The 25452-nt window shown below is 69.1% G+C and carries 24 protein-coding genes and 1 tRNA gene; 8 read left to right on the plus strand and 17 right to left on the minus strand.

The annotated features are described in order from the left end of the window. Together FHG66_RS00005 and FHG66_RS00010 are read right to left on the minus strand one after the other, a co-directional pair. On the minus strand, positions 1-1129 hold a 1129-nt coding region (locus FHG66_RS00005; protein ID WP_139074483.1), incomplete at its 3' end, for a family 16 glycosylhydrolase. Between the two features lie 641 nt (positions 1130-1770). Then, on the minus strand, positions 1771-2475 hold the full coding sequence (locus FHG66_RS00010) for an IS6 family transposase (protein WP_139074484.1): 705 nt from the start codon (positions 2473-2475) through the stop codon (positions 1771-1773). Between the two features lie 363 nt (positions 2476-2838). On the opposite strand from FHG66_RS00010, the gene FHG66_RS00015 reads away from it, so the two are divergent. After that, positions 2839-3684, plus strand: a complete 846-nt coding sequence (locus FHG66_RS00015) for a hypothetical protein (RefSeq protein WP_176556063.1) — start codon at positions 2839-2841, stop codon at positions 3682-3684. 334 nt (positions 3685-4018) lie between these two features. Here the strand turns inward: FHG66_RS00015 and FHG66_RS00020 are convergent. The 9 genes from FHG66_RS00020 to FHG66_RS00060 all read right to left on the minus strand — a co-directional run bounded on the left by FHG66_RS00020 (position 4019) and on the right by FHG66_RS00060 (position 14309). Continuing rightward, a tRNA-Ser gene (locus tag FHG66_RS00020) sits at positions 4019-4108 on the minus strand. Between the two features lie 82 nt (positions 4109-4190). Next, positions 4191-6584 carry a DUF3772 domain-containing protein gene (locus FHG66_RS00025; protein WP_139074486.1) on the minus strand — a complete coding sequence of 798 codons (2394 nt, stop codon included), beginning with the start codon at positions 6582-6584 and terminating at the stop codon, positions 4191-4193. Beyond that, complete coding sequence (locus FHG66_RS00030) at positions 6584-7618, minus strand: cysteine synthase A (protein WP_139074487.1); 1035 nt, start codon at positions 7616-7618, stop codon at positions 6584-6586. Before FHG66_RS00030 ends, FHG66_RS00025 begins: the two co-directional genes overlap by 1 nt. 84 nt (positions 7619-7702) lie before the next feature. Further along, positions 7703-8812 carry an NUDIX domain-containing protein gene (locus FHG66_RS00035; protein WP_176556064.1) on the minus strand — a complete coding sequence of 370 codons (1110 nt, stop codon included), beginning with the start codon at positions 8810-8812 and terminating at the stop codon, positions 7703-7705. Next, on the minus strand, positions 8809-9249 hold the full coding sequence (locus tag FHG66_RS00040; protein WP_139074489.1) for a TrgA family protein: 441 nt from the start codon (positions 9247-9249) through the stop codon (positions 8809-8811). The genes FHG66_RS00035 and FHG66_RS00040 overlap by 4 nt, the downstream gene beginning before the upstream one ends. A gap of 21 nt (positions 9250-9270) precedes the next feature. Further along, positions 9271-10479, minus strand: a complete 1209-nt coding sequence (locus FHG66_RS00045) for an SAM-dependent methyltransferase (protein ID WP_139074490.1) — start codon at positions 10477-10479, stop codon at positions 9271-9273. A gap of 57 nt (positions 10480-10536) precedes the next feature. Beyond that, the gene (locus FHG66_RS00050; RefSeq protein ID WP_139074491.1) at positions 10537-11979 is read right to left on the minus strand and encodes a cryptochrome/photolyase family protein; all 1443 of its coding nucleotides are present in this window, start codon (positions 11977-11979) and stop codon (positions 10537-10539) included. A gap of 61 nt (positions 11980-12040) precedes the next feature. After that, the gene (locus FHG66_RS00055; RefSeq protein ID WP_139074492.1) at positions 12041-13273 is read right to left on the minus strand and encodes an aminotransferase class V-fold PLP-dependent enzyme; all 1233 of its coding nucleotides are present in this window, start codon (positions 13271-13273) and stop codon (positions 12041-12043) included. A gap of 58 nt (positions 13274-13331) precedes the next feature. Then, on the minus strand, positions 13332-14309 hold the full coding sequence (locus FHG66_RS00060; RefSeq protein WP_139074493.1) for an MDR family oxidoreductase: 978 nt from the start codon (positions 14307-14309) through the stop codon (positions 13332-13334). A gap of 249 nt (positions 14310-14558) precedes the next feature. Between FHG66_RS00060 and FHG66_RS00065 the strand changes: the two genes are divergently transcribed. Then, complete coding sequence (locus tag FHG66_RS00065; RefSeq protein ID WP_139074494.1) at positions 14559-15605, plus strand: extracellular solute-binding protein; 1047 nt, start codon at positions 14559-14561, stop codon at positions 15603-15605. A 270-nt stretch (positions 15606-15875) separates the two neighbouring features. On the opposite strand, the gene speB is transcribed toward FHG66_RS00065, so the two are convergent. Together speB and FHG66_RS00075 are read right to left on the minus strand one after the other, a co-directional pair. After that, the gene (gene speB / locus FHG66_RS00070) at positions 15876-16838 is read right to left on the minus strand and encodes an agmatinase (RefSeq protein ID WP_139074495.1); all 963 of its coding nucleotides are present in this window, start codon (positions 16836-16838) and stop codon (positions 15876-15878) included. A 3-nt stretch (positions 16839-16841) separates the two neighbouring features. Beyond that, a complete protein-coding gene (locus FHG66_RS00075; RefSeq protein WP_139074496.1) occupies positions 16842-18002 on the minus strand; it encodes a M20 aminoacylase family protein in 1161 nt (386 codons plus the stop codon). A 70-nt stretch (positions 18003-18072) separates the two neighbouring features. Between FHG66_RS00075 and mazG the strand changes: the two genes are divergently transcribed. From mazG to FHG66_RS00090, 3 genes are all read left to right on the plus strand, one after another. Continuing rightward, positions 18073-18864, plus strand: coding sequence for a nucleoside triphosphate pyrophosphohydrolase (mazG, locus tag FHG66_RS00080; protein WP_139074497.1), 792 nt, complete (start codon positions 18073-18075; stop codon positions 18862-18864). 92 nt (positions 18865-18956) lie between these two features. Beyond that, positions 18957-19961: a Fe(3+) ABC transporter substrate-binding protein gene (locus tag FHG66_RS00085; RefSeq protein WP_139074498.1), complete on the plus strand. Its 1005-nt coding sequence runs from the start codon at positions 18957-18959 to the stop codon at positions 19959-19961. 57 nt (positions 19962-20018) lie between these two features. Then, positions 20019-20462, plus strand: a complete 444-nt coding sequence (locus FHG66_RS00090; RefSeq protein ID WP_139074499.1) for a hypothetical protein — start codon at positions 20019-20021, stop codon at positions 20460-20462. Between the two features lie 17 nt (positions 20463-20479). Here FHG66_RS00090 and FHG66_RS00095 read toward each other — a convergent pair whose 3' ends face one another. Next, entirely contained in the window at positions 20480-22315 is a 1836-nt protein-coding gene (locus FHG66_RS00095) for an ABC-F family ATP-binding cassette domain-containing protein (RefSeq protein ID WP_139074500.1), read from the minus strand. A gap of 64 nt (positions 22316-22379) precedes the next feature. Beyond that, complete coding sequence (locus FHG66_RS00100) at positions 22380-23150, minus strand: GNAT family N-acyltransferase (protein WP_176556065.1); 771 nt, start codon at positions 23148-23150, stop codon at positions 22380-22382. Between the two features lie 89 nt (positions 23151-23239). On the opposite strand from FHG66_RS00100, the gene msrB reads away from it, so the two are divergent. Then, positions 23240-23635, plus strand: coding sequence for a peptide-methionine (R)-S-oxide reductase MsrB (gene msrB / locus FHG66_RS00105; protein ID WP_139074502.1), 396 nt, complete (start codon positions 23240-23242; stop codon positions 23633-23635). A gap of 4 nt (positions 23636-23639) precedes the next feature. Here msrB and FHG66_RS22565 read toward each other — a convergent pair whose 3' ends face one another. Both FHG66_RS22565 and FHG66_RS00115 read right to left on the minus strand, forming a co-directional pair. Beyond that, positions 23640-23762, minus strand: coding sequence for a hypothetical protein (locus FHG66_RS22565; protein WP_281282887.1), 123 nt, complete (start codon positions 23760-23762; stop codon positions 23640-23642). A 237-nt stretch (positions 23763-23999) separates the two neighbouring features. Next, positions 24000-24449 (minus strand): outer membrane protein assembly factor BamE, encoded by a 450-nt coding sequence (locus FHG66_RS00115; RefSeq protein ID WP_246082400.1) that lies wholly within the window; start codon positions 24447-24449, stop codon positions 24000-24002. Between the two features lie 84 nt (positions 24450-24533). On the opposite strand from FHG66_RS00115, the gene FHG66_RS00120 reads away from it, so the two are divergent. After that, a complete protein-coding gene (locus FHG66_RS00120) occupies positions 24534-25079 on the plus strand; it encodes a YceD family protein (protein ID WP_246082401.1) in 546 nt (181 codons plus the stop codon). 163 nt (positions 25080-25242) lie between these two features. Continuing rightward, entirely contained in the window at positions 25243-25449 is a 207-nt protein-coding gene (gene rpmF, locus FHG66_RS00125) for a 50S ribosomal protein L32 (RefSeq protein ID WP_139074505.1), read from the plus strand. Positions 25450-25452: the final 3 nt, after the last annotated feature.

A 25452-nucleotide genomic window follows, 5' to 3' on the forward strand; every position in this document is an offset into this window, starting at 1 on the left:
CATCGCCAGTCCCGCCCTCCATCCTGTCCGCGCCGGCGCCGCCGTCGAGGGTGTCGTTGCCAATGCCGCCCTGGAGGAAGTCGCTTCCGTCGCCTCCCAGAAGGGTGTCGTCGCGATCGCGCCCCAGAAGGGTGTCGTTGCCAGTCCCGCCGGTGATGGTGTCGTTGCCGAGCCCGCCGTCGAGGCGGTCGTCACCTGCTCCGCCGCCGAAACGGTCATTGCCGCCGTCGCCCAGGAGGGTGTCATTGCCGAGCCCGCCCCAGACTTGATCGTCCCCGGAGCCGCCGTAGATGACATCGTCGCCGCTCCGACCATGCAAATGATCACCGGCGCCATGTCCACGAATGAGATCGTTGCCGCCTTGGCCTGAAAGGCTGTTCGCCTTTCCGTCGCCGTTCAGCGTCAAACCGGGTGGCGTCGTTGGAGTTGGATCAGGTTGCGTCGTGGGAAGGGAGCCAGGCGTGGAAGCATTCCGCACATAGGCCGTCAGCGGGACAGCCTGGCCCGTCCAGACACCGGTCCAGCCGTTATATCGTGGATCGGCGGGCCACAGGTCTACATAGGACTTCATCTCGCCAGTTTTCCACACCGCTCCCGGGCCCAAGTCGGAAACATCCATGACCGAGACCACCTTGCCGTCGATGGTGAAGGTCGCATCGGTGCCGGTCACGGTGACGGCATAGTCGTGAAAGCCTCGAGCCGCATCGAAGCCAAGCGCGACGGTCTGCCCATGGTGGCGCACGGAGCCGTCCGGTTGGGCCATGTGCATCGCCAGCTCCACATGAGTGGTGTCCGCGCCAACGAACTCGAAATCGAACTCGAGCCAAGGGTTCCTATAATCGGCTTGGTAGGTAAACAGTCCGAATACGGCGCCGTCCACCATCTTGGGCGCTTGGGCAGTCCAACTCCAAGTGCCCAGGGCGTCCTTGTCCTGGGACTGGATCTCGCCGCTGGCCCACGGGTTACTCACGCCCGTTTTGTCCAAGGTCAACGTTATGGTGCCGTCCGCCAACTTGCCTACGTTGTCGTTCTGCCATTCCAGGATCGTTGATTGTCCCGACTTCCACGAGGATGTCAGCCATCCGCCCTGCAGCGGGGTTTGACTGATCGAGTAGAGTTCAATGCTCATCGCCACTGTCCTTTTGGGTCGGCGCACGGTCGTGCGCCGCTACCGGGCGAACGGCCTGGAAGCAGCCAGACTCGATGAACGCCGGACTGACCCGAGCCTTGCTCGGGCGCGGTGAAAACCGGGTTAAGTGAAACAGGACCCGACGCTCGTTCCGGACACTTTGCGCTGCCTTGCATGCGGACCAGTGGCGGGCTTGCACTCCTACATGCGAGAGAGGTCGTCCGAGGTGGCCCTAGGACGGCACTGCCGGAGAAGAAAGCATGAGCCCGCCTGTATCGTCCAACCCAGCTTGTCTCTGGGCACTGGACGTGATGGTGCTGTCGTGTCTGGATGGCCGCAGGGTCTGCAACTGCTGATGTGGTGGTGTGAGGGATCGAAGCGGGGCGATCATGTCTTCGGCCTTTCGGTGCGATGCAGCTGACCGCTGGCCTTGATGAAGTCCACAAGCCGGGTCCGGATCAGATGGATGAGCCCATTAGCCCCACAGCGTCCCGGGGTGTCCTGGCTGGGGGTCCGCTTGATCATCCATCGACCCCCCTTGCAGGTCGGGGCCGGGCGGTAGTCATTGGACAGGTGGATAGGCGCGCTGGTGCTGTCAGACGGATGCGAACTCGTCTCGAATTTGGCAGGTGCGTGGAATCTCAGGCGGCGCAGAGCTGCCGCCACTCAGCGAGAGCGGCGGCACGGTTCAGCTTGTAGATAGGGCGGCTTGGTAGGCTCAGTTCGGTGTTGAAGAGGTTGTGGATCGAGGAGTGGACGGCAACGAAGGTCTGCAGACCTCGCATGCGCCGGAAGCGCAGCATCGCCCTCTCTCGCCTTCGGAACGGCAGGTGTAAGTTCTCGATCCGGTTGTTCTCCCAGTGACCGGTGATCTGTCGACCTTCGGCGCCGATCGCCTTGAGGGCTGCCCCGTAGGACTTGAGCCCATCCGTCACCGGCTCCTCGGCTCGCCCGTGCCGCTTCATTAGCTTTCGCAGGAACCTCAGGGCCGCCTTCTTGTCCCGATACTTGGAGACATAGGCCTCGAGCACCTCGCCTTCGTGGTCCACGGCACGCCAGAGGTGATGCTGGACCCCGTTCACCTTCACGAACACTTCGTCGAGGTGCCACCGCCAGCGTGAGGAACGCATCTGGCCTATCCGCTTCTTGCGGATCTCGGCTGCGAACATCAGGCCGAAGCGCAGCCACCAGAACCGCACCGTCTCGTGGCTCACCTCGATCCCCCGCTCGTGGAGAAGGTCTTCGACGTCCCGGAGCGAGAGCGGAAACCTGACGTAAAGCATCACCGCGAGCCGGATGATCTCAGGGCTGGTGCGGACGGACCGACAAGGACCGTGCTGGGTCATCTGGCGAGAGTAGCAGGCCCCCTGCCCCGCTCAAGCCGCATCGCTCTGACAGCGCCCACCAAGCACAAGGACCAAGCCTTCCCCGGGCTGCACCCTGCCATCGTGGACCAGGAGCTCTGGGACAGGGTGCAGGCCCGCATGCAAGAGGCGAGCGCCCGGCCACGAGGACGGCGGGGCCGGCTCGCGGCGTGGGTGACAGAGGTCGGCGCCAGTGCGGGCAGTCGGAGGAGGCCAAAGGCTGGTTTCAGGATCGCAAACTTACCTAGCCTGTCACCTGCGGAAGCCGCGCCTCTTACGAGGCTCTTGCGCGACGACACCGGCGACCGGCTCACGCCCACTCACAGCGTCAAGGGAAAACGGAGATTGCGGTACTACACCTCGCACCGGCTCATCGCCGGAGGAGCAAACCCCTCCGGCTGGCGGCTGACGGCGCCTGAGCTGGAGGGGGCGGTCGCGAAGGTCCTAGCCGAGCACCTGGAGCGGGCAGCGGATGGCCATGCGCTCCTGTCCGAGCCGGACGTCTTGGGCGCAGAGGCGCTGCAGACGGCGGCCATGGCCCTGGTCACTGGCCTGCGCGAGGCCGCCACGCGCGACAGCCTCCTGCGCCGGATCATCGCCTCGGGGCAGATCGGGCCCGGGCAGATCCGCCTGGCGCTGGACGGCAGCGCACTTGCGGCCGAGCTTGCCACTCCGGTCGAGGCGCTCAGTCCCGCCCTCCTCAGTATAGAGGCGCCGCTGCAGATGCGCCGACGCGGCGTGGAGTTGCGGATCGTGGCCGGCCAGCGGGAGGCTGCGCCGGACAGCACGCTCCTGCGGGCCCTGGCCCAGGCGCACCGCTGGGCCGCGGCCATGCGCCGAGGCGAGTCGGTGGTGGCCATCGCCCGACGGGAAAGCCGGTCGGAGACCTTCATCCGGCGACGGGCGGAGCTGGCGTTCCTCTCACCCCTCATTCAGGCCGCCATCGTGGAGGGCACTCAGCCCCTGGACCTCACGCTAGAGCGCATCGTGCGCACCGCCTTGCCCCTGGACTGGGCCGAGCAGGAGCAGGTGTTCGGGGTCAAGGGCAGCACTGGATCACCGGCAGCGGGACGCCCATTATTCACAGCCGAGGCTGACCCAGCTAGCCCGCGAGTCAGGCACTCTCATCCAGCGCTACCGATCACACCGACGCCGCAGGCCCATCCGGCCCTGCGGCGTCACGCATCGTAGACCAGAGTGGACCAGATCAGTCGTCACTCCCGCTCCAGACAGAGCCAGCCCCGCTCCAGAAGCCGACGTGTGCCATAAGGCCTGGAGCAAATGAGTCGAGCGAAAACCGTCAATCAGACCCACCACGCTTCTCGCACAATCCCTGTAGATTCCCTGTAAACCGCCGCAGCTTGCGCAAATCGCACCGCGCCCCGAGGGGCTCAGAGACGCCGAGCCGATGATCGGGCGATCAGGCGGGGACGGGGCGTGTCTGCGGCAAACAGGTCCTCGGAACCCACGGATATGACGTAGCTATTCGGGCCTTTGCCGAACGGTCTCAATGACTTAGGGTCCGTGGCGGAGCGGGAGGGATTCGAACCCTCGAGACGGTCTCCCGCCTACACACTTTCCAGGCGTGCGCCTTCGACCACTCGGCCACCGCTCCGTTGGGCGCTCCTTAGCCTTGGCGCGGGGGCGGATGCAAGGGGCGGCGGTAACCAAAGATGGAACGGCGTCACGCAGAATGCTCAGGCGGGGACAGGCTTGGGCGGCGGCGGAGGCGGCGGGGGCACCGCGGCGGTGTGGATGCCCTCCTCAAGGAAGCGGCGGGCGATCTCCTGGTTGATCTCGCTCCGGACGGTGGTGCCGAAGTTCACGTCGCGGATGATCGCCCGGATCTCGAAGTTGAGCACATCCGCCCCGAAGCCCGCCAGGATCACGGCGGGCGGCGGCGACAGCAGGACCATGGGATTGGCCTCGGCCACGGACCGCAGGACCGCGATCACGTGATCCACGTCGTTGCCGAACCCCACGGACACGGGCATCACCAGCCGTCCGACAAGGTTCCCGCGCGTCCAGTTCACCACCTGCCCCGACACGAGGTCCGCGTTGGGCACGATCACGTCCGTCCGGTCGAAGGTCTCGATCCGGGTGGACCGGACCGAGATGTCGCGCACGTAGCCCATGCGCGGCCCGACCTCGATCCAGTCGCCTTCGTTGAAGGGGCGTTCGATCAGCAGGATGATGCCCGACACGAAGTTCTGGACGATGTTCTGCAGGCCGAAGCCGATGCCCACCGACAACGCCCCCGCCACGATGGCAAGGTTCGACAAGTCCAGCCCCGCGATGGTCACTGCCAGCAGCGCGGCCAGGGTCAGGCCCAGATAGCCCAGGCCCGACACGACGGCGTTCTGCGCCCCGGCATCGAGCCTGGTCTTGGGCAGCAGCGTCGACCGCAGCATGGCCTGGAACAGCCGGGTCAGGAACCAACCCGCGGCAAAGATCACCGCAAAGGTCGCGAACTGTCGGGGCGACAGGCGCGTCTCGCCCACGGTGATGCCGTTGAGGAACCGCGTCCAGGCCTCGGCCAGATCCTCGGGCCGGGCTCCCCAGATGAGGGCCAGCACCGGCAGCGCCAGCAGGAACAGCGCAAAGCCCACCAGCACTGGCAGCAGCGCGTCGCGGATCGTGTCCTCGCGGCGGGTCAGCAGGGCATAGACGTCGGTGGCGAACCATTGCAGCACGATCAGCAGGCCCAGCAGCCCCAGGGTGATGACGCTGGGCAACAGGATCGCGCTGCCCGCCCGGTGAAAGCCCAGAAGCGACAGGACGGGCGCGGCCACCGCGACGCCGATCATCGCCCGCCCGGCAAAGGTGACCATGCGGCGGCGGAACAGGGTGGATTCGTCCTCCTCCTGCCCGGCCGAGGGGGCGCCGGCGCGGGCGAGGCTGCGGCCCAGGCGGAACACCACCAGGGCCAGCAGCAGGTCCACCGGAAACAGCAGGGCGGCCTTCACCTCGGGCGCGATGTCGCCCACCGACAGAAAGGCGCGCACCACCACGTCAGCGGCCAGGATCCAGCCGGACTGGCGCAGGCGGGACCCCAGGTCCTCCTTGGACTCGGAGGGGAAATCGAAGGGGGCGGGGTTGACGCGGTCGGAGGCGAAGAACAGCCGCGCCAGCCATGCAGTCCCCAGGACGCAGGCCCCCGCCAGCGGCACCGCGTTGATCAGCGCCATGACCCGCGTTCCGAACAGGCCCGAGGCGTCGACGGCCCAGGCCAGCGACAGAAGCCCGGCCAGGGGCACCAGCTCGTACCCAACCGAGGTGGCCAGCGTCGCCACATTCACCGCGTGCGGGCCGCGGAACCGTCCCCGGGTCCTCGCGGCCAGGAAGCGGGCCCCAAGCATCGCGACCCATCCGCGCCCGCGGGCCAGCACCGCCGCGCCGATGACCAGGAACACGAGCGCCAGCGGCCAGTTGACCGCAAAGACCTCGCGCCGGGCCTCGCTCCGCACCGAGGTGTTCAGCTCCTTCCAGAGTCCGATGGTGCGGGTCAGGACGGCATCCCCGACCTCGGGCCAGATCCGGGGATCGAGCGGCGGCGCGCTGCGGCTGAGAAGGGCCGCCGCCTGACGGCCGCGCGACAGGGTGTCGATCTCGCCAACAAGGCCGTCCGCGTGGACATACGCCTCCTGCGCCAGAAGGCCGGGAGCCCGCAGTCGGGCCAGCGAGCCGGTCAGGTCGGCCCGGCGCTGGGCCACGCGGCCGTCCTCGATGGGCTCTCCCTCGGCGGGAGCGGGGCCCAGCGCGGCGATCTGAGCCTCCACGGTGGCGATGCGCGAAGCGTTGGCGGCCTGCGCGGTGGCGAACACGTCGCGCCAGGCGACGATCTCCTCGCGCAGGCGGCTCAGGGCAAAGGCCGATCCGCGCCCGGACTCGGACAGGGCCTCGGCGCGCGCGGCGGTTTCGGCCCAGGCGGCGTAGTCGGGTCCGCCGCCGGGGGCCTCGGTGGCTGGGCCCGCCTGCCCGTCCTCCGCCGCTGCGTCCTGGGCGGCAGGGGCAGTGTTGGCCTCCTGTCCCAGGACAGGCGTCGCAAGCCCCAGGACAAGGGCGGCGAGGCAGGCCCGGACCGCGCGCATCAGTCCTCGAATACGCCCGGGATCGAGGCGGGCGCGCGGTCGAGCCAGCCCGGAACCGGCAGCCCCTTGTCCCGCAGGAAGTCGGGGTTCCAGAGCTTCGACTGATAGCGCGTGCCATAGTCGCACAGGATCGTCACGATGGTGTGGCCCGGCCCCATTTCCTTGGCCATGCGGATCGCGCCCGCGACGTTGATCCCCGACGACCCGCCCAGGCACAGCCCTTCGTGCTCCAGAAGGTCGAACACGATGGGCAGCGCCTCGGCGTCCGGGATGCGCCAGGAAAAGTCGGGCGTGACCCCCTCCAGGTTGGCGGTGATGCGGCTCTGCCCGATGCCCTCGGTGATCGACGATCCGGGCATGTCGAAGACGCCCTCGGTGTAGAAGCTGTGCAGCGCGGCGCCCTCGGGGTCCGCGAGCCCGATCTTCACGCCCTTGGGCTGAAGGCCCATGGCCACGCCCGCCAGCGTGCCCCCGGTCCCCACGGCGCAGACGAAGCCGTCGACCTTGCCTCCGGTCTGGTCCCAGATCTCGGGCGCGGTGCCCTCGATATGGGCGCGCCGATTGGCGATGTTGTCGAACTGGTTGGCCCAGATCGCGCCGTTGGGCAGCGCGCGGTCCAACTCCTCAGCCAGTCGGCCCGAATAGCGCACGTAGTTGTTCGGGTTCTTGTAAGGCGCGGCCGGCACCTGCACGAGGTCGGCCCCTGCCAGGCGCAGCATGTCCTTCTTTTCCTGGCTCTGCGTCTCGGGGATGACGATGACCGTCTTGAACCCCATCGACGCCCCCATCAGCGCGAGGCCGATGCCTGTGTTGCCGGCCGTCCCCTCGACGATGGTGCCGCCGGGCCGCAATTCGCCCCGCCGCACCGCATCCTCGATGATGTAGAGCGCGGCGCGGTCCTTGACCGACTGGCCGGGGTTCATGAACTCGGCCTTGCCGAGGATCTCGCATCCGGTCGCCTCGCTCGCGTGGCGGAGCCGGATCAGGGGCGTGTTCCCCACGGTGGCGGCAAGGTCGGGCTTGATCGGGGACATGGAGGGCGGCCTTCTGGTTGCCGCCCCTGTCTAGGCGGCGACCGAGGCCAACTCAAGGGAGGCAGGAACGCCGATGATGCCGTCCTAGCGGCGCTTCGCCCGCCAGCGATCCAGCCAGAGCAGCATGGAGATGAGAGGCACGGCGTTGGCCTCGCCGCTCTCCACAAGGCCCATGGCCTCCTCGAAGGGCAGCAGGTGCAGCCTCAGATCCTCGTGCTCGGCCTCAAGGCCGCCGCTGGTGGCATGGTCGTCGGGCAGGTCGCAGAGCGCAAGATACGCGAAGAAGTGATCGGTCGCGTTCCCCGGAGAGGCGTAGCCCGTGAACATCGGGATCAGCGAGCCCAGGTCGAGATGCGCCTCCTCCTTGGCCTCGCGCAGTGCGGCCTCCTTGGGCGTCTCGCCCGCGTCCACGAGTCCCGCGACCGGCTCCAGGATCCAGGGCTGCGGGTCGCCCCGGCGCGCGGGCCCGGTGCGGAACTGCTCGACGAGCAGCACGCGGTCGCGCGCCTCGTCGTAGGGCAGGACCAAGGCGGCGTCGGCGCCCACCATGACCTCGCGGGACAGCCCCGTCGCGCGCTCCCCGTTGAAGCGGCGGTGGTCGATCTCCAGCCCCTCGAAGCGGAAGAACGTGCCCGCCGGGGGTCCGGCCCGCCGAAGCTCGAAGTCCTCGGGCCCGGCCCTGTGGCGCAACCGGGTCGGCATCCCCCTCGCCCGCAACGACGCGGCCGCGCGGTGGTCGATCATGGACCCCTGCACCTGCAAAGCCTCTCCGCCAAGGGGCGGCTCGTTGGTGGCGATCTCGGCCGCGCGGCGCATCGGCAGGGGCAGCGAATGACGAAGCCAGCCCTCGTAGGACCAGTCCTCCCCGCTCGCTTCCAGCGACCCGGGGGGGAAGTAGGCCTGCGCGTCGACCGGCTGGCCCTCGGCCAGCACCGTCACGGGCCGCCGGGTGTAGCCGAAGGGCAGCTCATAGGCGTCGAGCCGCTCCTGCGCGTCCTGGCTCAGCGTCCAGGCGGTTCCCTTGGCCGAGGTGGTCCCGTCCTCGATCAGGATCGGCAGGTCGCCCTCGACCGAGCGGAGCACGCGATGGCCGGGCAGCACCGCCTCGCGGCAGGAGGCCCCGTTCGTGCCGCCCGACAGCAGCTCGAGCATGGGTCGGTAGCGCAGGGTGCCGTAGAAGAAGAATGTCGTCATGAGTAGTTGCGCGCCACCCATTCGGTGGCCAGTCCGCCAAGGACTCCGCCGACCAGCAGGGTGACCACGACCTCCTGGGTCAGAATCATCTGCCCATTCTTGATCATCAACTGGGCAACATCCACCAGGGCTTCCATCGGACCATCATAGACCCTGCGGAAGGATTGGGCGACCATCCGGCCCAGACTGTGCAGGAACAGCGTCACGAGTGTCGTGGCCAACGCGCTGGTCAGCCCGTAGGCCACCGCATTGGCCCAGGTCGTCCGGGCCCTCCGCCCCCAGATGCGCCAGCCGATGACCAGTCCGATCAGGGCATTGTACTCGGAAAAGCGGCCAAGACCGCTGCTTTCGGGGAACAGCGGCTTGACCAGCTCCGAGACGAACCACGCCAGGACGCCGAACAGGACGGCAGCGGCAAGCTTGGCAGAGGTCGGCATGATGGCGGGCTCGCTTCCCCCTCAGGCGGGGCGGGTCATGGTGATCTGGGTGACGTCGCAGCTACCGCTACGGAAAGCGCCCGCGCAAGAGGCCAGATAAAAGTTCCACATTCTTCTGAAACGGTCGTCGAATCCAAGTCGCGCCACCTCGTCCCAGCGGGCGTTGAAGGTCTCGTGCCAGCGCCGAAGCGTCTGGCTGTAGCTGTCCCCGAACTCGATCGAATGAAGGAGGCGCAGCCCAGCCTTCTCGACCTCGGCGCGCAGGACCTTGGGGCTGGGCAGCATGCCGCCCGGAAAGATGTACTTCTGGATGAAGTCCACGCTGGACCGGTACAGCTCCCAGCGATGGTCGGCGATGGTGATGATCTGGAGCGTCGCTCTCCGCCCCGGCTTGAGGCAGCGCTTCAGCGTCTCGAAATAGACGGGCCAGTACTGCTCGCCCACGGCCTCGAACATCTCGATCGAGGCCACGCCGTCATAGACCCCCGTCTCGTCCCGGTAGTCCTGCAGCTTCAGCGTCACCCGGTCCCCGAGCCCTGCCCGTTCTATCCGCTCCTGCGCATAGGCCAGCTGCTCGCGCGACAGGGTGAGGCCCGTCACCCGCAGCCCCCGCTCCTTTGCGGCGTATTCGGCAAATCCGCCCCAGCCGCAGCCGATCTCGAGCACGTGGTCGCCGGGCTGCGCGCCCATGCCATCCACCATGCTCTCGTATTTGCGGCGCTGCGCGGCCTCGAGGCTCTGCTGCCCCCGGTCGAACAGCGCCGAGGAGTAGGTCATCGTCCGATCCAGCCAGAGCCCGTAGAAGGCGTTCCCCAGGTCGTAGTGCTGGCTGATGTTCTTCTGGGCCTGCGTCTTGGTGTTGCGCTGCAGCCAGAAGCGCATCCGTTCGTAGGCGCGCACGAAGAACGCCCCCGGAAAGCTGTCGTAAAGCCGGTCGGCGTCGTCGTTGACGAAGTCCATGAAGGCCAGGAGGTCCGGCGTGGACCACCACCCCTCGAGGTAGGCGTCCGAAAAGCCCAGATGCCCTTCGCGCACGGTGCGGGCGAACAGGTCGGGATTGTGGACGGCGATCTCGGCCACGTAGCCCGGCTCCGTTCCCTCGGCCCGGAAGCGGCGCCCGTCGGGGAGCACGATGTCGAGCCGTCCCTTGGGCAGACCCCTCGCCGCTCCGAAGACCTGCGTGAAGTAACGCGGCAGGTTCTCCTGCCCTTCGGTGGACGTGAAGATCATCTCGGTGCCGGCCCTCGCCCTTACGTTAACGGCAGGTTAAGGGTTCGGGCCATTTTGTCACGCGTTTTCAGACGCCTCGTCGCCCGGTCGCGGCCGGGCGCGGAACGCCGCGAGCGCAGCCTCGCGGGCAATGGCCAGGTCCAGCACCGGCGCGGGGATGGGATCGCGGGGCGACATCCCCCAGGACCGGGGCGCCGCGTCAAAGAAGCTCAGCGCCGTCGCCGGGGGGGCGGCCTGCCCTTCGGCGACCCACATCCGCTCGTACTCTCCCTTGCCGTCATAGGCCTTGGCCTGCGACTGGGGGCTGAAGATGCGGAAGAACGGCGAGGCGTCGGGCCCCGACCCCGCCACCCACTGCCAGTTCACCGCATTGGCCGCCGGGTCCCAGTCGGTCAGGCAGTCCTCGAACCATTTCAGCCCGACGCGCCAGTCGGTCATCATGTGCTTGGTCAGCAGGGAGGCCGCGATCATCCGCGCCCGGTTGTGCATCCGTCCCGTGACGAACATCTCGCGCATGGCCGCATCGACAAGGCGGATGCCCGTCCGCCCCCTCTGCCACGCCCGGACCAGCGGCGAATCCGCGTCCTGCGCCCAGGGAAAGCTGCGCCATTCCGGCCGCCAGTGATCGGTGGCGATCCCCGGCGAATGGAACAGGAGGTGATGCGAGAAGTCGCGCCACGCCAGTTCCTTGAGGAACTGCTCGGCCCCCGCCTCGCCCCGGTCCAGCGCCGCCGTCCCAGCATGCCAGCAGGTCCGGGCGCTGATCTCGCCCGTGGTCAGGTTCTCGGACAGCCGCGAGGAGCCGTCCTGCGCCGGGTAGTCCCGGGCCTTGGCATAGCCGCCGATCCGCTCGGCGACGAAACGGTCGAGCCGCTCGCGAGCCCGCGCCTCGCCCGGGTTCTGCCAGGCCGCGACGATGGGCCCGCCGCGGTTCATCGCGGCATCGAGCCGCCAGCCGGCCAACTCCTCGGATTGTGGCCAAGTTCGGGGCGGCGCCAAGCGGCTCGGCGCGGGCAGCGGCTCGCCCGGATCGCGGGCGCGCAAGGCCCGGAAGAAGGGGCCATAGACCTTGAACCCCCCGCCCGCGCCCGTCCGGATCGCCTCGGGCTCATGAAGGAGATGGCCGGGAAAGGCCCGCCCTTCCACCCCAAGCCCTTGCATGACCCCATCGTCGCGTCGCCGCGACAGCGGATCATGGAGCCGCGTCCACCAGACCGCGCCCGCCCCCGTCTCGGCGGCCAGTGCCCGAAGGGTCGGCAGCGCGGCCCCCCGCCGCAGGATCAGGCGGCTTCCTAGCGCCTCCAGACTCCTGGCCAGTTCCGCGACGCCGAGTCCCAGCCGCATCCGGGGAGCCGCGCCCAGAGCCTCCACGCCCTCGTCGCACAGGAACACCGGGATGACGGGCCGACCCGTGGCGGTGGCCGCGCTCAGGGCCGGATGGTCCGTCAGCCGCAGGTCGCGGCGGAACCAGATCAGGATCGGGGTGGCGGAATCGGTCATGGGCGGCGGTCCTCCTGCGCGCAGGGAACACTAGCGCAGCGGGCCGCGCCAGCGAGGGCGCTCAGCCGGGCAGCACCGCGTCCAGCGCGTGGAGAAGGCGATCCACCTCCTCCTCCGAGGTGTAATGCGTGAAGCTCATCCGCAGCACGCCCTTGTCCAGGTCGATGCCCAGCGCCTGCAGGGGCCGCACGGCATAGAAGTCGCCGCCCCCCGCCATGATGCCATGAGGGGCAAGGGCCGCCGCCACGGCCTCCGCATTGCCGGGCAGTTCCACCGCTACGGTCGGCGCACGGAGTGCGGCATCCTGTGGCCCGATCAGCCGCACGTCGTTGCGGCCCACAAGCGCATCGAGAAGCGGCTGGAGCAGGGCGACCTCCCTTGCGCGCATGAGATCATGCGAGGCCCGCGCGGCGCCTGCGCCTGTGGCCGGACCGCCATGATGCAGTGACAGCGCCTCGAAGTAGTCCGCCATCCCCGCCGAGGCGGCGATCTGCGCATGGTCCGGCCCCGCCGGGGTGAAGCGCTTGTAGAGCGTGTCGCAGTTGAAAAAATGGCCCTGGTTGGGAAGTTCGGCGCCAAAGCCTTCGCGGATCACCATGAGGCCCTGATGCGGCCCATAAACCTTGTAGGCACTGAACAGGTACACGTCGCAGCCCAGCGCGCCCACATCGGGCAACCCGTGGGGGGCATAGCTCACCCCGTCCACGCACGTGCGCGCGCCAAGGGCAGCGGCCATGGCGCAAATTCCAGCAACATCATTGACTTCGGCGACGACGTTAGAGCAATGGGTAAAGCACACGAGCCGCACCCGTCCGTCCGCCAGAAGCGGGGCCAGCGCCTCGGGGTCGAGGTGTCCGGTGGTGGGGTCGATGCGCCACTCGCGCACCTCGACGCCGTCCTCGGCCAGCCGACGCCAGGGGCCGGTGTTGGCCTCGTGGTCCTGGTCGGTGACCACGATGGCCTCGCCGGGCTTCAGCCAGCGCCGGACGGCCTGGGCCAGCACATAGGTGTTCGCCGTCGTGGACGGCCCAAAGGACAGCTCGTGCGTCTGAACGCCCAGCATGGCGGCCAGCCTCTCCCGCGCCTCGTCCATCTCGGCCCCGGCGATCTGCGAGGCGGCATAGGGGGCGTAGGGCTGGACCTTCCGCTCGGTGTAGAAGCGGGTCAGGCGGTGCACCACCTGTGCGCAGGGAAAGGAGCCTCCGGCGTTCTCGAAGAAGGCCTGCCCCTGAAGGGCGGGCGCGGCAAAGGCGGGGAACTGGGCGCGGACCCAGGCGGTGTCGAGCGTTGTCATTGCGGCAGTGATCCGAATTGAACGATGAGGATGGGGCGGCCGGGATATGCGGCCCGGCTTACAGGTCCACGACGACGCGCCCCTGCACGCCGCCCCGGAGGATCGCGCGGCCGAGTTCGGGCAACTCCTCCAGCGTAGCGGGGCGGGTCATCGCGTCGAGCCGGTCCTTGGGCAGGTCGCGGGCGATGCGGGTCCAGGCGGCCTCACGCTCCGGGATGGGTGCCATGACCGAGTCGATGCCAAGGAGGTTCACCCCCCGCAGCAGGAACGGGATCACCGTCGTCGGAAGCTGCGCCCCACCGGCAAGGCCCACGGCGGCGACTGAGGCGCGATACGTCATCTGCCCCAGCACCCGCGCCAGCATCGGTCCGCCAACGGCATCGACGCAGCCGGCCCAGGTCTCGGATTCGAGGGGCTTGGGCGAGGCTTCGGCCAGGTCGGACCGGGGCACGATCCGTGTCGCGCCAAGATCGCGGAGATAGGCCTCGGTCTCGGGGCGTCCCGTGACGGCGGCGACCTGATACCCCGCCGCGGACAGAAGCGCGACGGCCACGCTTCCCACCCCGCCCGAAGCCCCGGTGACCAGCACCTCGCCCTGCCCCGGCTCCAACCCATGCGCCTCGAGAGCATGGATCGCGAGCATCGCGGTGAGGCCCGCCGTGCCCACCGCCATGGCCTGCCGCAGTGACAGCCCCTCGGGCCGGCGGACGAGCCAGTCGGCCTTGACGCGGGCGCGTGTGGCGTAGCCGCCCCAGCGGGATTCGCCCACGCGCCAGCCGGTCAGGATGACTTCGTCGCCCAGATGCCAGCGGGGGTCCGAGGACTCCTCCACGACACCGGCGAAGTCGATGCCCGGCACATGCGGATAGGTCCGCACGAGCCCGCCCCCGCCGGTCAGGCACAGCCCGTCCTTGTAGTTCAGGGTCGAGTGGCGCACCGCGACCGTGACCTCGCCCTTGGGCAGCCGGTCGTCGGGCACCTCTTGGACCGCCACGCGCAGGCCGGCGTCATCCTTTTCCACGAGCAGGGCTTTCATGGGCAATCCTTGGATCGGCGGAGCAGTCGGGCCGGTTGCGGGCGGAGCCCGGCTGTGGGCCCCGTCCCGTTCCCTCGGTCGTGAGGGTGGCAGGCGCGGCGCGAGCCTGCAAGGGGATCGCCTGTCATCGCGTCCGGTCACGACGGCGCGCTCCGGCGGAACCCCTGTCGGATTCGGCACTTGAAGGGGCGGACGGGGCTTCCTAACGTTCCCGTATCGCAGGACTTGTCCAACGGGAGACATCGACCAATGAAGATTGCGACCCTTCTGGGTGCCGCGTCGTTTTCCTTCCTCGCCCTGGGCGCCGCCGTTCGGGCGCAGGACGCCGAGCTGACGGTGCTCGACTACCCCGGCTTCGAGACGCCGGACTTCCACCAGCCCTATCTCGACAAGAACGGCGCCTCGCCCACCTTCTCGTTCTTCGGGGACGAGGAAGAGGCCTTCCAGAAGGTCCGCTCGGGCTTTCAGGCCGATGTCGCCCATATCTGCTCGGGCTCTGTGCCCAAATGGCAGGAGTCGGGCCTGATCGAGGCCTGGGACATGTCGAGGATCGAGGCCGCCACGACGCTGAACGCGAACCTCACGGGGACGCAGATCGGCGGCGAGGTTGAGACCTTCTTCATCCCGACCGACTTCGGGACCACCGCCATCGCCTACAACCCCGACGAGGTCCCGGCCGAGGACGTGGCCAGCCTCGAGGTGTTCCGCAACCCCGCCTATGCGGGCCGGATCGCGATCCCCGACAACGTCGACGACGCCTGGGCGCTGGCCTACCTCGCCACCGGGGTGACCGACTGGACCAACGCCACCGACGAGCAGTTCGAGGCCGCCGCCGCCTGGCTGCGCGAGATCCATCCCAACCTGCGCACCTACTGGACCGACCCGGCCGAGCTTGCCCAGCTCATGTCCACCGGCGAGGTGCTGGTCGCCTGGGCCTGGAACGAGACCTACCCCACCATGCAGGAGGAGGGCCGCCCCATCGGCTTCCAGCGCGAGCCCACCGAGGGGTCGTCGGTCTGGCTCTGCGGCCTCGTCAACATGGTCGGCGGGCCCGGCTCCGAGGACAAGGTCTATGACTACGCCAACGCCTTCCTGTCGCCGCAGACCGCGCCCGTGCTGGTCGCCGCCGGCTGGGGCAGCGCCAACACCGCCGGCATGGGCGAGATCACCGAGGAGGACCTGACCGCTTCGGGCTTGGGCACCATCACCGCCCCGATCTTCGCGCAGCTCCCCATCTCCATCGAGTCGCGCGAACGGCACGCGCAGACCTTCGAAGAGATCAAGTCGGGCTTCTGACCTGCTGGCGGGCCGGGGCGCATGGCGCTCCGGCCCGACGCTTCCTTCCCGCAGCGCCGCTGCCCGTTCGCGGGCGAGCCGCATCCGCCGCACCTCCACATACAGCGCCATGGCCGCTTCCCGGCATTGCAGGGCGGCATCGTAGCGGTCTTGGGTGGGCATGGGCGGACTCCCTGGGCGGTCCAGGGACAGGATGCCCGGCGGGGATGGACGGCGCGTTCGCGCACCGCCCGGTCCCGCAAGTGTCCGTTCACGGCATAGCGCCGCGGCCTACTTCCCCAGACGATACCAGCCGTAAAGGCACATGATCTCGGTCGCGACATGCGCGCCCGCGATGGCCGTGGCCCCCGTCGGGTCGAAGGGCGGGGACACCTCGACCACGTCGCCGCCGACGACGCGCAGGCCCGCCATGCCGCGCAGGATCGCCGCCGCCTGCCAGGAATGCAGCCCGCCCCAGACCGGGGTGCCGGTGCCGGGCGCGAAGGCGGGGTCGAGCGCGTCGATGTCGAAGCTGAGATAGACGGGGGCCGCGCCGACGATGCGGCGGATCTCCTCCACCACGGCGTCGGGCCCGTCCTCGTGGACGGCGCGGGCGTCGATCATGGGCATGCCCAGCCGATCCTCGGTCACCGTGCGGATGCCGATCTGGACCGACCGCTCCGGGTCCACGAGGCCCTGCTTGACGGCCTTGTAGAGGAAGGTCCCATGGTCCAGCCGGTCCATGTCGTCGTCCGCCCAAAGGTCCGAATGCGCGTCGAACTGGACGATGGAGATGGGGCCGTGCGCCTCGGCATAGGCGCGCAGGATCGGCAGGGTGATGAAGTGGTCGCCGCCCAGGACCACCGTGCCGATGTCGTGGGACAGGATCTCTGCGATGCGGGCGGTCAGGGTGGCAGGAAACTCGGATGGCTTGGCGTAGTCGAAGGCGAGGTCGCCGGTGTCCACCACCGTCATCTCGGATAGCGGGTCAAAGGGCCAGCCATAGGGCGGGTCGAAGGGCTGGAGCGTCGAGGCCTCGCGGATCGCGCGGGGCCCGAAGCGGGGGCCGGGGCGATGCGTCACCGCCTGGTCGAAGGGCACCCCCAGGATGGCGAGGTCGGCCCCCGTCACGTCCTTGGTGTAGCGGCGGCGCAGGAAGCTCGTGGCGCCGCCGAAGGCGTTCTCGAAGGCCAGGCCGCGATCCTCGTTGCCGAAGGCGCGGTCCACCTGCGTCTTGGCGTCCTCAAGTCCCATGGCTCACTCCGTCAGGGGAAGGGCCCGCTCGATGAGGCGGGCAAAGGTGCTGGCGCCCACGGGAAGGGCGCGGTCGTCGAAGTCGAAGGCCGGGTGGTGGCACATGGGCGTGTCGCCGTTTCCGAGCATCAGGAACGCGCCGGGCCGGGCTTCCAGCATGAAGGAGAAGTCCTCGGCCCCCATCTCGGGCACCATGGCGGTGTCCACGCGGGTCGCGACCTCGCGGGCGACCTCGGCGGCAAAGGCGGTGCGCTCGGGGTCGTTCACCGTGGGCGGGTAGCCCGGAAGGATGTTCACCCGGCCTTCGAGGTTGAAGGCCGTCGCATGGCCCTGCACCAGCTCGTCCAGCCGCCGCCGCGCGAGGGCATGGAGCGCCTTGTCGTAGCTGCGGATCGTGCCGCAGATCGTCGCCTCCTCGGGGATGACGTTGTAGGCGCTGCCGGAATGGACCTGCGTGATGGACACGACGAGCTGCTTCATCGGGTCGGCGTTCCGGCTGGCGATGGTCTGGAGTGCGGAGACCAGCGCGCAGGCCCCGGGGATCGGGTCCACGGCGTCGTGGGGATAAGCCGCGTGGCCGCCCTTGCCGCGCAGGGTGATCGTGAAGTCGTCCACGGCGGCCATGATCGGGCCGGGGGTGGTCGCGAACTCGCCCAGCGGCGTGCCGGGGGCGATGTGCATGGCGTAGACCTCCCGCACGTTCCAGCGGTCGAGCACGCCTTCCTTGACCATAACCTCGCCGCCGCCGCCCTGTTCCTCGGCAGGCTGGAACAGGAGCACGGCGGTGCCCGCGAAGTTGCGCGTCTCGCACAGGTACTTGGCGGCGCCGAGCAGCATGGCGGTGTGGCCGTCATGGCCGCAGGCGTGGGCCCGGCCCGGGATCTCGCTCGCGTAGGGGGCGCCGGTGATCTCGTCCATGGGGAGCGCGTCCATGTCGGCGCGCAGGCCGATTGCCCCGCCGGGATGGCGGCCGTGGATCAGCGCGACGAGGCCGGTCTTGGCGATGCCCTCGTGCACCTCGTCTACGCCGAATTCACGCAGGCGTGCGGCGACGAAGGCGGCGGTCTCGTGCAGATCGAAGCCCAGCTCGGGCCGGCGGTGGATGGTGTGGCGCCACGCGGCCATGTCCTCCGCAAAGGCGGCGATACGGTTGACGACGGGCATGGGTGGACTCCGGTGGCTGTGCCGTGGGAGGACGGCCCGGACAGCTACCCACGGCTTGGGGGAAACCGCAATGGCCGACGCCACGACCGAGATGACCCGCCTCCTGCAGATCATGGCCCGGCTGCGCGACCCGGAGACGGGCTGCGCCTGGGACGTGGAGCAGACCTTTGCCACCATCGCACCCTACACGATCGAAGAGGCCTACGAGGTCGCGGACGCGATCGGCAAGGAGGACTGGCCCGGCCTGAAGGGCGAGCTGGGCGACCTGCTGTTCCAGTCGGTGTTCCACGCCCGTATGGCCGAGGAGGCGGGGCTGTTCGATTTCGCCGACGTGGCCCGCGCGATCTCGGACAAGATGATCCAGCGGCACCCCCATGTCTTCGGCGCGGAGGGCGCGCGGACGGCCGAGGAGCAGACCGCTGCCTGGGAGGTCCAGAAAGCGCGGGAACGTGGCGGGCGCACTCTCGATGGCGTGGCGCTGGCCCTGCCCGCCCTCAAGCGCGCGGAGAAGCTGCAGAACCGCGCGGCGCGGGTGGGCTTTGACTGGCCGGACATCGGGCCCGTGCTGGAGAAGGTGGCGGAGGAGGCCCGTGAGGTCGTGGAGGCGCGCGATCAAGGGCCCGACCGGCTGGAGGAGGAGGTGGGCGATCTCCTTTTCGTGTGCGCCAACATCGCGCGGCATCTGGGCGTGGACCCCGAGGCCGCGCTGCGCCGCGCCAACGCCAAGTTCGAGCGGCGATTCAGGGCGATCGAGGACGAGCTTGGGGCGCGGGGCCGCACCCCGGCCGAGAGCACCCTGGAGGAGATGGACGCCATCTGGGACGCAGTGCGCGCGACGGACAAGGCGGGTCCGGCGGGATGACAGGTTCCTGACCGATCTTATCGGGCATTGACCCAAGCGAAACAGTCGGATTTAAGGCCGCTCCAACGAGACCCAAACTCGATGGAGCGACAATGACCCTGCGCAGCCTTCTTCTGGCCACCGTGGCCTGCGGCACCGCCCTGCCCGCCCTGGCCGACGTCAACGTCTACACCACCCGCCAGCCCGAGCTGATCCAGCCGGTGATCGACGCCTTTACTGAGCAGACGGGCATTGCGGTGAACCTCGCCTTTGTCGAGGAAGGCATCGTGGAGCGGCTGACCGCCGAGGGCGCGCGTTCGCCTGCGGATCTCGTGATGACCGTGGACATTGCCAACCTCCAGCAGATCGTGGACGCGGGCGTGACCCAGCCCGTCCAGAGCGACGTGCTGGAGCAGGCGATCCCGGCCGAGCTGCGCGACCCGAACGGGCTCTGGTTCGCGCTGACCAAGCGGGCGCGCATCGTCTATGCCTCCCAGGAGCGCGTGGCCGAGGGCGAGGTCACGACCTACGAGGATCTGGCCGATCCGAAGTGGCAGGGCCGGATCTGCACCCGGTCGGGCGTGCACAACTACAACCTCGCGCTGCTGTCGGCGGTGATCGCCCATCACGGCGAGGAGTATGCCCGCGAATGGGCGGCCGGCGTGAAGGCGAACCTGGCGCGCAAGCCCGAAGGCGGCGACCGCGACCAGGTCCTGTCGATCTGGCAGGGCGAATGCGACATCTCGCTCGGCAACACCTACTACATGGGCCAGATGCTCAAGAGCGAGGAGCAGCGCGAGGCGGCCGAGTCCGTCCGGATCGAGTTCCCCACCTTCGAGGATGGCGGCACCCATGTGAACGTGTCGGGCGTCGCGATGACCACCTCGGCCCCGAACAAGGACGAGGCGCTGCAGCTCATGGAGTTCCTCGTCTCGCCCGAGGCGCAGGCGATCTATGCCGAGGAGAACAACGAGTATCCGGTGCGCGCCGACGCGCAGGTGTCCGAACTCATGGCCTCATGGGGCGAGTTCACGCCGGACACCATCGGCCTGACCGATGTCGCCGGGCATCGGGCCGCCGCGCTGCGGATCATGGAAGAAGTCAACTTCGACGGTTGATCCCGTCCGAACGGCAGAGCAGGCTCCGGGGTGCAATCGCCCCCGGAGCCTTTTTCCATGCGTGCCCTGGCCCTTCTCCTTTTGCCCATCGCGGCCCAGGCGCAGACGCTCGCGGACACGCATTTCACGATGAACTTCTGCTACGAGGTCCGGCTCGATGCGGGGAGCGCGGTCCGGCCCCAGGCGGGGCTGCGGTCCCTCGCCCTGACCCGTGAGCCTGCCGGCAGCATGCATTCACTGGGCACCACCCCGGTGCAGGTCCGGGCGACGTTCTTCGGCGACGGGCAGGAGTATCGCGCCCTGGCGAGTTGCAGCCCCGACCGGGACGGCCTTGAGTGCCGGATGGAGGACGAGGGCGACTTCCGGCTGGACGGCGAAGGGGAGGCCGTGCGCCTGAGCGTCGGAGAGGACGGGATGGGCTTCGGTAGCGTCTGGTCCGACGGGCAGCGCCTTGAGCCCGCCGCAGAGGCGGCGCCTCTGGTGCTGCGGCGGTGCGGCTGAGGGCGGGGAGGAGGTCCCTACCCTTCGGCCCGCTCCGCCAGCAGGAGCCATTCCTCCTCGGCGGCGTCGAGCGCGGCCTGACGCTCGGCCATCATGGTCGTGGCCTTGTGGAACTTGACGGGTTCGCGCGTGAACAGATCCGGGTCGGCCAGAAGCGCCCCGATCTTGCCGATCTCGGCCGTCAGGCGGTCGATCTCGGCGGGGAGGCTGTCGAGGCGGTGCTTTTCGGTGAAGCTGAGGCCGTTGCGACGCGGGGCCGGGGTCGCGGCAGGGGCGGCGGGCTTGGGCGCCGGAGCCTCGGCGGGCCGGGGCGTTGCCACAGCTTCGGTGCGATGGCCGAGGCTCTCGCCGCCGCGCTGGGCCATCATGTCGGTCCAGCCGCCCGCATAGGCCGTCGCCTGGCCGTCCCCTTCCATGGCGATGGTGAGCGTCGCCACGCGGTCGAGGAAGTCGCGGTCGTGGCTGACCAGGATCACGGTGCCGTCGTAGTCGTCGAGCACCTCCTGCAGGAGGTCCAGCGTCTCGATGTCGAGGTCGTTGGTCGGCTCATCGAGGATGAGGAGGTTCGAGGGCTTGGCCATGATCCGCGCGAGCAGGAGCCGCGCCTTTTCCCCGCCCGAAAGCGACTTGACCGGTGCGCGGGCCTGCGACTCCTGGAACAGGAAGTCCTTGAGATAGGCCACGACGTGCTTGGGCGTGCCCCGCACCATGACCTGATCGGACCGGCCCGCCTTGAGCTCGGGGTCCGAGGACAGGCTGTCCCAGAGCGTCATCTCGGGGTCGAGCGCGGAGCGGGTCTGGTCGAGGACGGCGACCTCGAGGTTGGTGCCGTGGGTCACGGTCCCCGCGTCGGGCGCGATCTGCCCGAGGAGGAGCTTGACCAGCGTCGTCTTGCCCGCGCCATTGGGCCCCACGAGCGCGAGGCGGTCGCCGCGCTGCACGGTCAGGTCGAGGCTGCGGACGATGGCGCGGTCCCCGAAGGACTTGGAAACGCCCTGCGCCAGGATCACGCGCTTGCCCGAGGTCGGGCCCGATTCCATGGCGAGCGCCGCCGTGCCTTGCCGCCGGATCTGGTTGCGCCGCTCGTCGCGCAGGTCCTGAAGGGCGCGGACGCGGCCCATGTTGCGCTTGCGCCGGGCCGAGATGCCCTCGACCGCCCATTTCGCCTCGACCTTGATCTTCTGGTCGAGCTTGTGGCGGGCGGCGTCCTCGTCGTCCCAGACCTGCTCGCGCCAGGCCTCGAAGTTCTGGAAGCCCCGGTCCTGCCGCCGCACCTCGCTCCGGTCGATCCAGAGCGTGGCGCGGGTGAGGTTCCGCAGCACGGCGCGGTCGTGGGAGATGAGGACAAAGGCCGAGCGGGTCTCGGAGAGCTGGCTTTCGAGCCATTCGATGGCGGCGATGTCGAGGTGGTTCGTGGGCTCGTCAAGGAGCATGAGGTCCGGCGCCTCGGCCATCAGGCGGGCGAGCGCGGCGCGGCGGCGTTCACCCCCGGAAGCGCGGGCGGTGTCGCGGTCGGGGTCGAAACCCAGCCCCTCGGCGGCCATGGCGACGCGGTACTCCTCCCCCATGGGAAGGGTGGCGCTGGCGTAGTCGCCCAAGGTGGCGAAGCCGGACAGGTCGGGGTCCTGCTCCATGTAGCCCACGCGGGTGCCGGGGGCAGTCGCGCGCAGGCCGCGGTCGGGCTCCACGATCCCGGCCATGACCTTCATCAGCGTGGACTTGCCCGAGCCGTTGCGGCCCACCAGAGCGATGCGGTCGCCCTCCTGCACGGCCAGGGACAGGCCGTCGAAGACGGGATCCCCGCCGAAGGTGAGCGAGATGCCGGACAGTTGGAGAAGGGGTGCGCGCGCCATGGGGGCGACCTATGGGGCCGGGCGGGCGGCGTCAACCGAGGCGCAGTGTCAATCGGGGCGGGTATCAGTCAAGGCGGGGCGCGATGGCGCGGAGGGCCGCCGCGCGGTCGCGGGGCACGCGGGACAGGTCGAGCACCGCGAGGACGTCCAGCGCATCCCGCGTCCGGTCCACGACCGCATGGTCGGACACCCTGGCCCCCAGCCCGAGCGTGTGGCGCAGGAAGGGCGGCAGGCCGCGCAGGGCCGCGACGGGGTTGCAGGGGCGGCCCAGCGACTCGAGCGGCACGGTCTCGGCCGCCGCGTTGCGGGGCAGCCATTCGGGCGAGCCCACATGGTTCGCGCGGAGATAGGCGAAGGCTTCGCGGTGGGGGTCGGGATCCGTGCCGTCGAAGGCGCAGGAGACCAGCAGGACGCAGGCCCTCTGACGCTCGGCCAGGGTCATCAGGACGCCCCAGGCCAGTTGGGCGACATCGGACCCGTCGGCATCGGGATGGGCGCAGAACTCGGCCACTTCGGTCACCGGCCCCGGAAGCGCGGCCAACGCCGACAGATCGAAGGAGCGCGCGGCGTGGCCATCCCCGAGATCCCGGCCGCTGCGGAACTGGCGGACCCGGAAGCTTCCCGCAAGGGCGCCGTCCCGGTCCTCGATGAGGATGTGGTCCGAGGCCGCATCCTGGCCGCCGCTGGGATCGCCCCGCTGGGCCGCCCGGCCCCGCATGGCCACGAGGCAGAGATGACGCAGGGCCTGCGCCAGATGAATGTCGCGAGGCACGGCCGCGATCCGCGCATGGTAGCGCCTGGGCGGCGCCTCGCGCTGGCGAAGCGTCAGGGTCATCCGGGTGTCCATTTCCGAATCATCGGGCTTGGTCCTTGGTCGTCCGCTACCTAGATCAATAAAGTCGAAAATGAGGTCCAAGAACCCCGATGGAAAAAATCAACAAGACTGATGCCGAATGGCGCGAGCAGCTGTCGCCCGAAGCCTACCGCGTGACGCGGCAGCACGGGACCGAGCGGCCCTTCACGAACGATAACTTCCCCAAGGCCGACGGCACCTTTCTGTGCGTGGCCTGCGGGCAGCCCTTGTTCGAGTCGGACACCAAGTTCGAGAGCGGGTCGGGCTGGCCGTCCTTCTATGCGCCCCTCGCGGAGGAGGCCGTGGGCGAGACGGTGGACCGCAGCCACGGGATGACGCGGACCGAGGTGCACTGCAACCGCTGCGCGGCGCATTTGGGCCACGTCTTCCCGGATGGTCCGAAGCCGACCGGCCTGCGCTACTGCATCAACGGCGCGGCCCTGACCTTTGAGCCCGAGCAGGGCTGACCGGTCATTCGGCCGGGTGGTGGCGCGGCGGTCTCGCCGGCCGCGTGGCCACCCAATAGGCCGCAGCCCCGATCAGGAGCCCGCCCACCGGCGTCATCAGGAGCGCGATCACGTGAAGGGTTGTCATGGCGCGAGCCTCCTCAGGACACGTCTCGCCAGACCATGTAATCCGAAGGACAGCACAAAACAAACCCCGCTGACGATCAGCGACAGCACGGTGGGCCCGCCGCCATCGGACAGGCCGCGGTCGGACAGGGCTGGGATCAGAGATCCGAGCCCGCCCACTGCGAAGACCGCGATGGCCACCCCGTTCAGGTAGGTGGCCGTGAGCTTGGTCTATTCGTTGTGGACGAGGGTCACGCCCTCATTCGTCATCGCCCAGGAGGTTGCCCGCGTCGAAGCGGCCGACGTTGCCCAGGAGCTGGTTGATGAAGGTCCGGTCGGCAAAGATCTCGGCGGTAGTGCGGCCCGAAAGCTGGACCACGCGCCCGTCCGCAAGGTCGAACCGCTCGATGTTGCCGAGCGTGCCGTTGGGCGCGAAGCTGACGGCCAGGACCTGCCGCTCGATCTCCTCGGGCGCCTGGTAGGCGACGGTGCGGAAGCGGCTTTGCACGTAGTAGAAGGTGCTGTCCCCCAGGAGGCCGGTCGTGGTCGGCCGTCCCAGCGTGGCCGACACGGTCTCGCGCGTGTCCACGCCATAGGTCAGCGCCGACACCGCGGATTCGGGTGGAACATAGCCGTGGTTGCGGAACTGGGGCGAGCAGGCCTGCAACAGGAGCGCCACCGCGACGACGGCGGCCGAACTCGTCCGCATTAAGATGCCCCCTTGCCTTGCCTTTGGACGCCTCATATCGCGGCTTAGGGCATGGAGCGAGCCCCTTCAAGAAAGGAAGCGCCCGTGAGCGATCCCGATACCCTCCCCCGCCATCCCGTCCGGCTGTCCGATCCTGGCCAGCGGCAGGCGATCCCCTTCAGCCTGAACCCCGAGGCCGAGGACCGCGCCCGCATCGCGCGATACCTGGGCATCCCCGGCCTGCGGAAGCTGCGCTTCGCCGGGCGGCTCACCCCGCAGGGCCGTCAGGACTGGCGGCTCGAGGCCGACCTGGGCGCGACCGCGATCCAGGAATGCGTGGTCACCCTGGCCCCGGTGACGAGCCGCGTCGATGAGCATGTGGTCCGCCGCTACCTGGCCGACGTGACCCCGCCCGACACCGGCGAATCCGAGATGCCCGACGACGACACGATAGAGGAGCTGCCCCAGAGCCTCGACCTCGTGGAGGTCATGGCCGAGGCGCTGGCGCTCGCGCTGCCCCCCTATCCCCGCGCCGAAGGGGTCGAACTGGGCGAGGTCGTCATCACCGCGCCGGGTTCTCAGCCCATGACCGAGGAAAAGGCCAAGCCGTTCGCCGCGCTCCGGGATGCGCTCAAGCCGCGCGAGGAATGAACCGCCGAGGGTTGCGGGCGGCGCATATTCCGCTATGTTCGCGGCCTTCCGTCGAGGCTCGACATTCCGACGGGGAGGCCTTATTGCCGCCCCCGGATAAGCGATCCTTTCGCTCAACGATCACCTTGGGCCCCGTGCCCTGCCAGAACACCGAGGTTGTGACATGGCCGTCCCGCAGAACAAAGTCTCCAAGTCGCGCCGCAACCAGCGCCGCGCCCACGACTTCCTCGTCGCCGCGAATCCCAACGAATGCGGGAACTGCGGCGAGCTGAAGCGCCCCCATCACGTCTGCCCGTCCTGCGGTCACTACGACTCGCGCGAGGTCGTGGCCCTGGCGAACAACGTCGAACTCGAAGACGACGCGGCTTAACAG

This window comes from Rubellimicrobium rubrum (assembly GCF_006152115.1).
GTDB classification, from domain to species: domain Bacteria; phylum Pseudomonadota; class Alphaproteobacteria; order Rhodobacterales; family Rhodobacteraceae; genus Rubellimicrobium; species Rubellimicrobium rubrum.

What these genes read in the sequence shown, in the direction of transcription:
- FHG66_RS00010 (WP_139074484.1), bottom strand. Translation starts at nt 2,475, where the DNA reads ATGACCCAGCACGGTCCTTGTCGGTCCGTCCGCACCAGCCCTGAGATC.
- FHG66_RS00025 (WP_139074486.1), bottom strand. Translation starts at nt 6,584, where the DNA reads ATGCGCGCGGTCCGGGCCTGCCTCGCCGCCCTTGTCCTGGGGCTTGCG.
- FHG66_RS00030 (WP_139074487.1), bottom strand. Translation starts at nt 7,618, where the DNA reads ATGTCCCCGATCAAGCCCGACCTTGCCGCCACCGTGGGGAACACGCCC.
- FHG66_RS00035 (WP_176556064.1), bottom strand. Translation starts at nt 8,812, where the DNA reads ATGACGACATTCTTCTTCTACGGCACCCTGCGCTACCGACCCATGCTC.
- FHG66_RS00040 (WP_139074489.1), bottom strand. Translation starts at nt 9,249, where the DNA reads ATGCCGACCTCTGCCAAGCTTGCCGCTGCCGTCCTGTTCGGCGTCCTG.
- FHG66_RS00045 (WP_139074490.1), bottom strand. Translation starts at nt 10,479, where the DNA reads ATGATCTTCACGTCCACCGAAGGGCAGGAGAACCTGCCGCGTTACTTC.
- FHG66_RS00050 (WP_139074491.1), bottom strand. Translation starts at nt 11,979, where the DNA reads ATGACCGATTCCGCCACCCCGATCCTGATCTGGTTCCGCCGCGACCTG.
- FHG66_RS00055 (WP_139074492.1), bottom strand. Translation starts at nt 13,273, where the DNA reads ATGACAACGCTCGACACCGCCTGGGTCCGCGCCCAGTTCCCCGCCTTT.
- FHG66_RS00060 (WP_139074493.1), bottom strand. Translation starts at nt 14,309, where the DNA reads ATGAAAGCCCTGCTCGTGGAAAAGGATGACGCCGGCCTGCGCGTGGCG.
- FHG66_RS00065 (WP_139074494.1), top strand. Translation starts at nt 14,559, where the DNA reads ATGAAGATTGCGACCCTTCTGGGTGCCGCGTCGTTTTCCTTCCTCGCC.
- speB (WP_139074495.1), bottom strand. Translation starts at nt 16,838, where the DNA reads ATGGGACTTGAGGACGCCAAGACGCAGGTGGACCGCGCCTTCGGCAAC.
- FHG66_RS00075 (WP_139074496.1), bottom strand. Translation starts at nt 18,002, where the DNA reads ATGCCCGTCGTCAACCGTATCGCCGCCTTTGCGGAGGACATGGCCGCG.
- mazG (WP_139074497.1), top strand. Translation starts at nt 18,073, where the DNA reads ATGGCCGACGCCACGACCGAGATGACCCGCCTCCTGCAGATCATGGCC.
- FHG66_RS00085 (WP_139074498.1), top strand. Translation starts at nt 18,957, where the DNA reads ATGACCCTGCGCAGCCTTCTTCTGGCCACCGTGGCCTGCGGCACCGCC.
- FHG66_RS00090 (WP_139074499.1), top strand. Translation starts at nt 20,019, where the DNA reads ATGCGTGCCCTGGCCCTTCTCCTTTTGCCCATCGCGGCCCAGGCGCAG.
- FHG66_RS00095 (WP_139074500.1), bottom strand. Translation starts at nt 22,315, where the DNA reads ATGGCGCGCGCACCCCTTCTCCAACTGTCCGGCATCTCGCTCACCTTC.
- FHG66_RS00100 (WP_176556065.1), bottom strand. Translation starts at nt 23,150, where the DNA reads ATGACCCTGACGCTTCGCCAGCGCGAGGCGCCGCCCAGGCGCTACCAT.
- msrB (WP_139074502.1), top strand. Translation starts at nt 23,240, where the DNA reads ATGGAAAAAATCAACAAGACTGATGCCGAATGGCGCGAGCAGCTGTCG.
- FHG66_RS22565 (WP_281282887.1), bottom strand. Translation starts at nt 23,762, where the DNA reads ATGACAACCCTTCACGTGATCGCGCTCCTGATGACGCCGGTGGGCGGG.
- FHG66_RS00115 (WP_246082400.1), bottom strand. Translation starts at nt 24,449, where the DNA reads ATGCGGACGAGTTCGGCCGCCGTCGTCGCGGTGGCGCTCCTGTTGCAG.
- rpmF (WP_139074505.1), top strand. Translation starts at nt 25,243, where the DNA reads ATGGCCGTCCCGCAGAACAAAGTCTCCAAGTCGCGCCGCAACCAGCGC.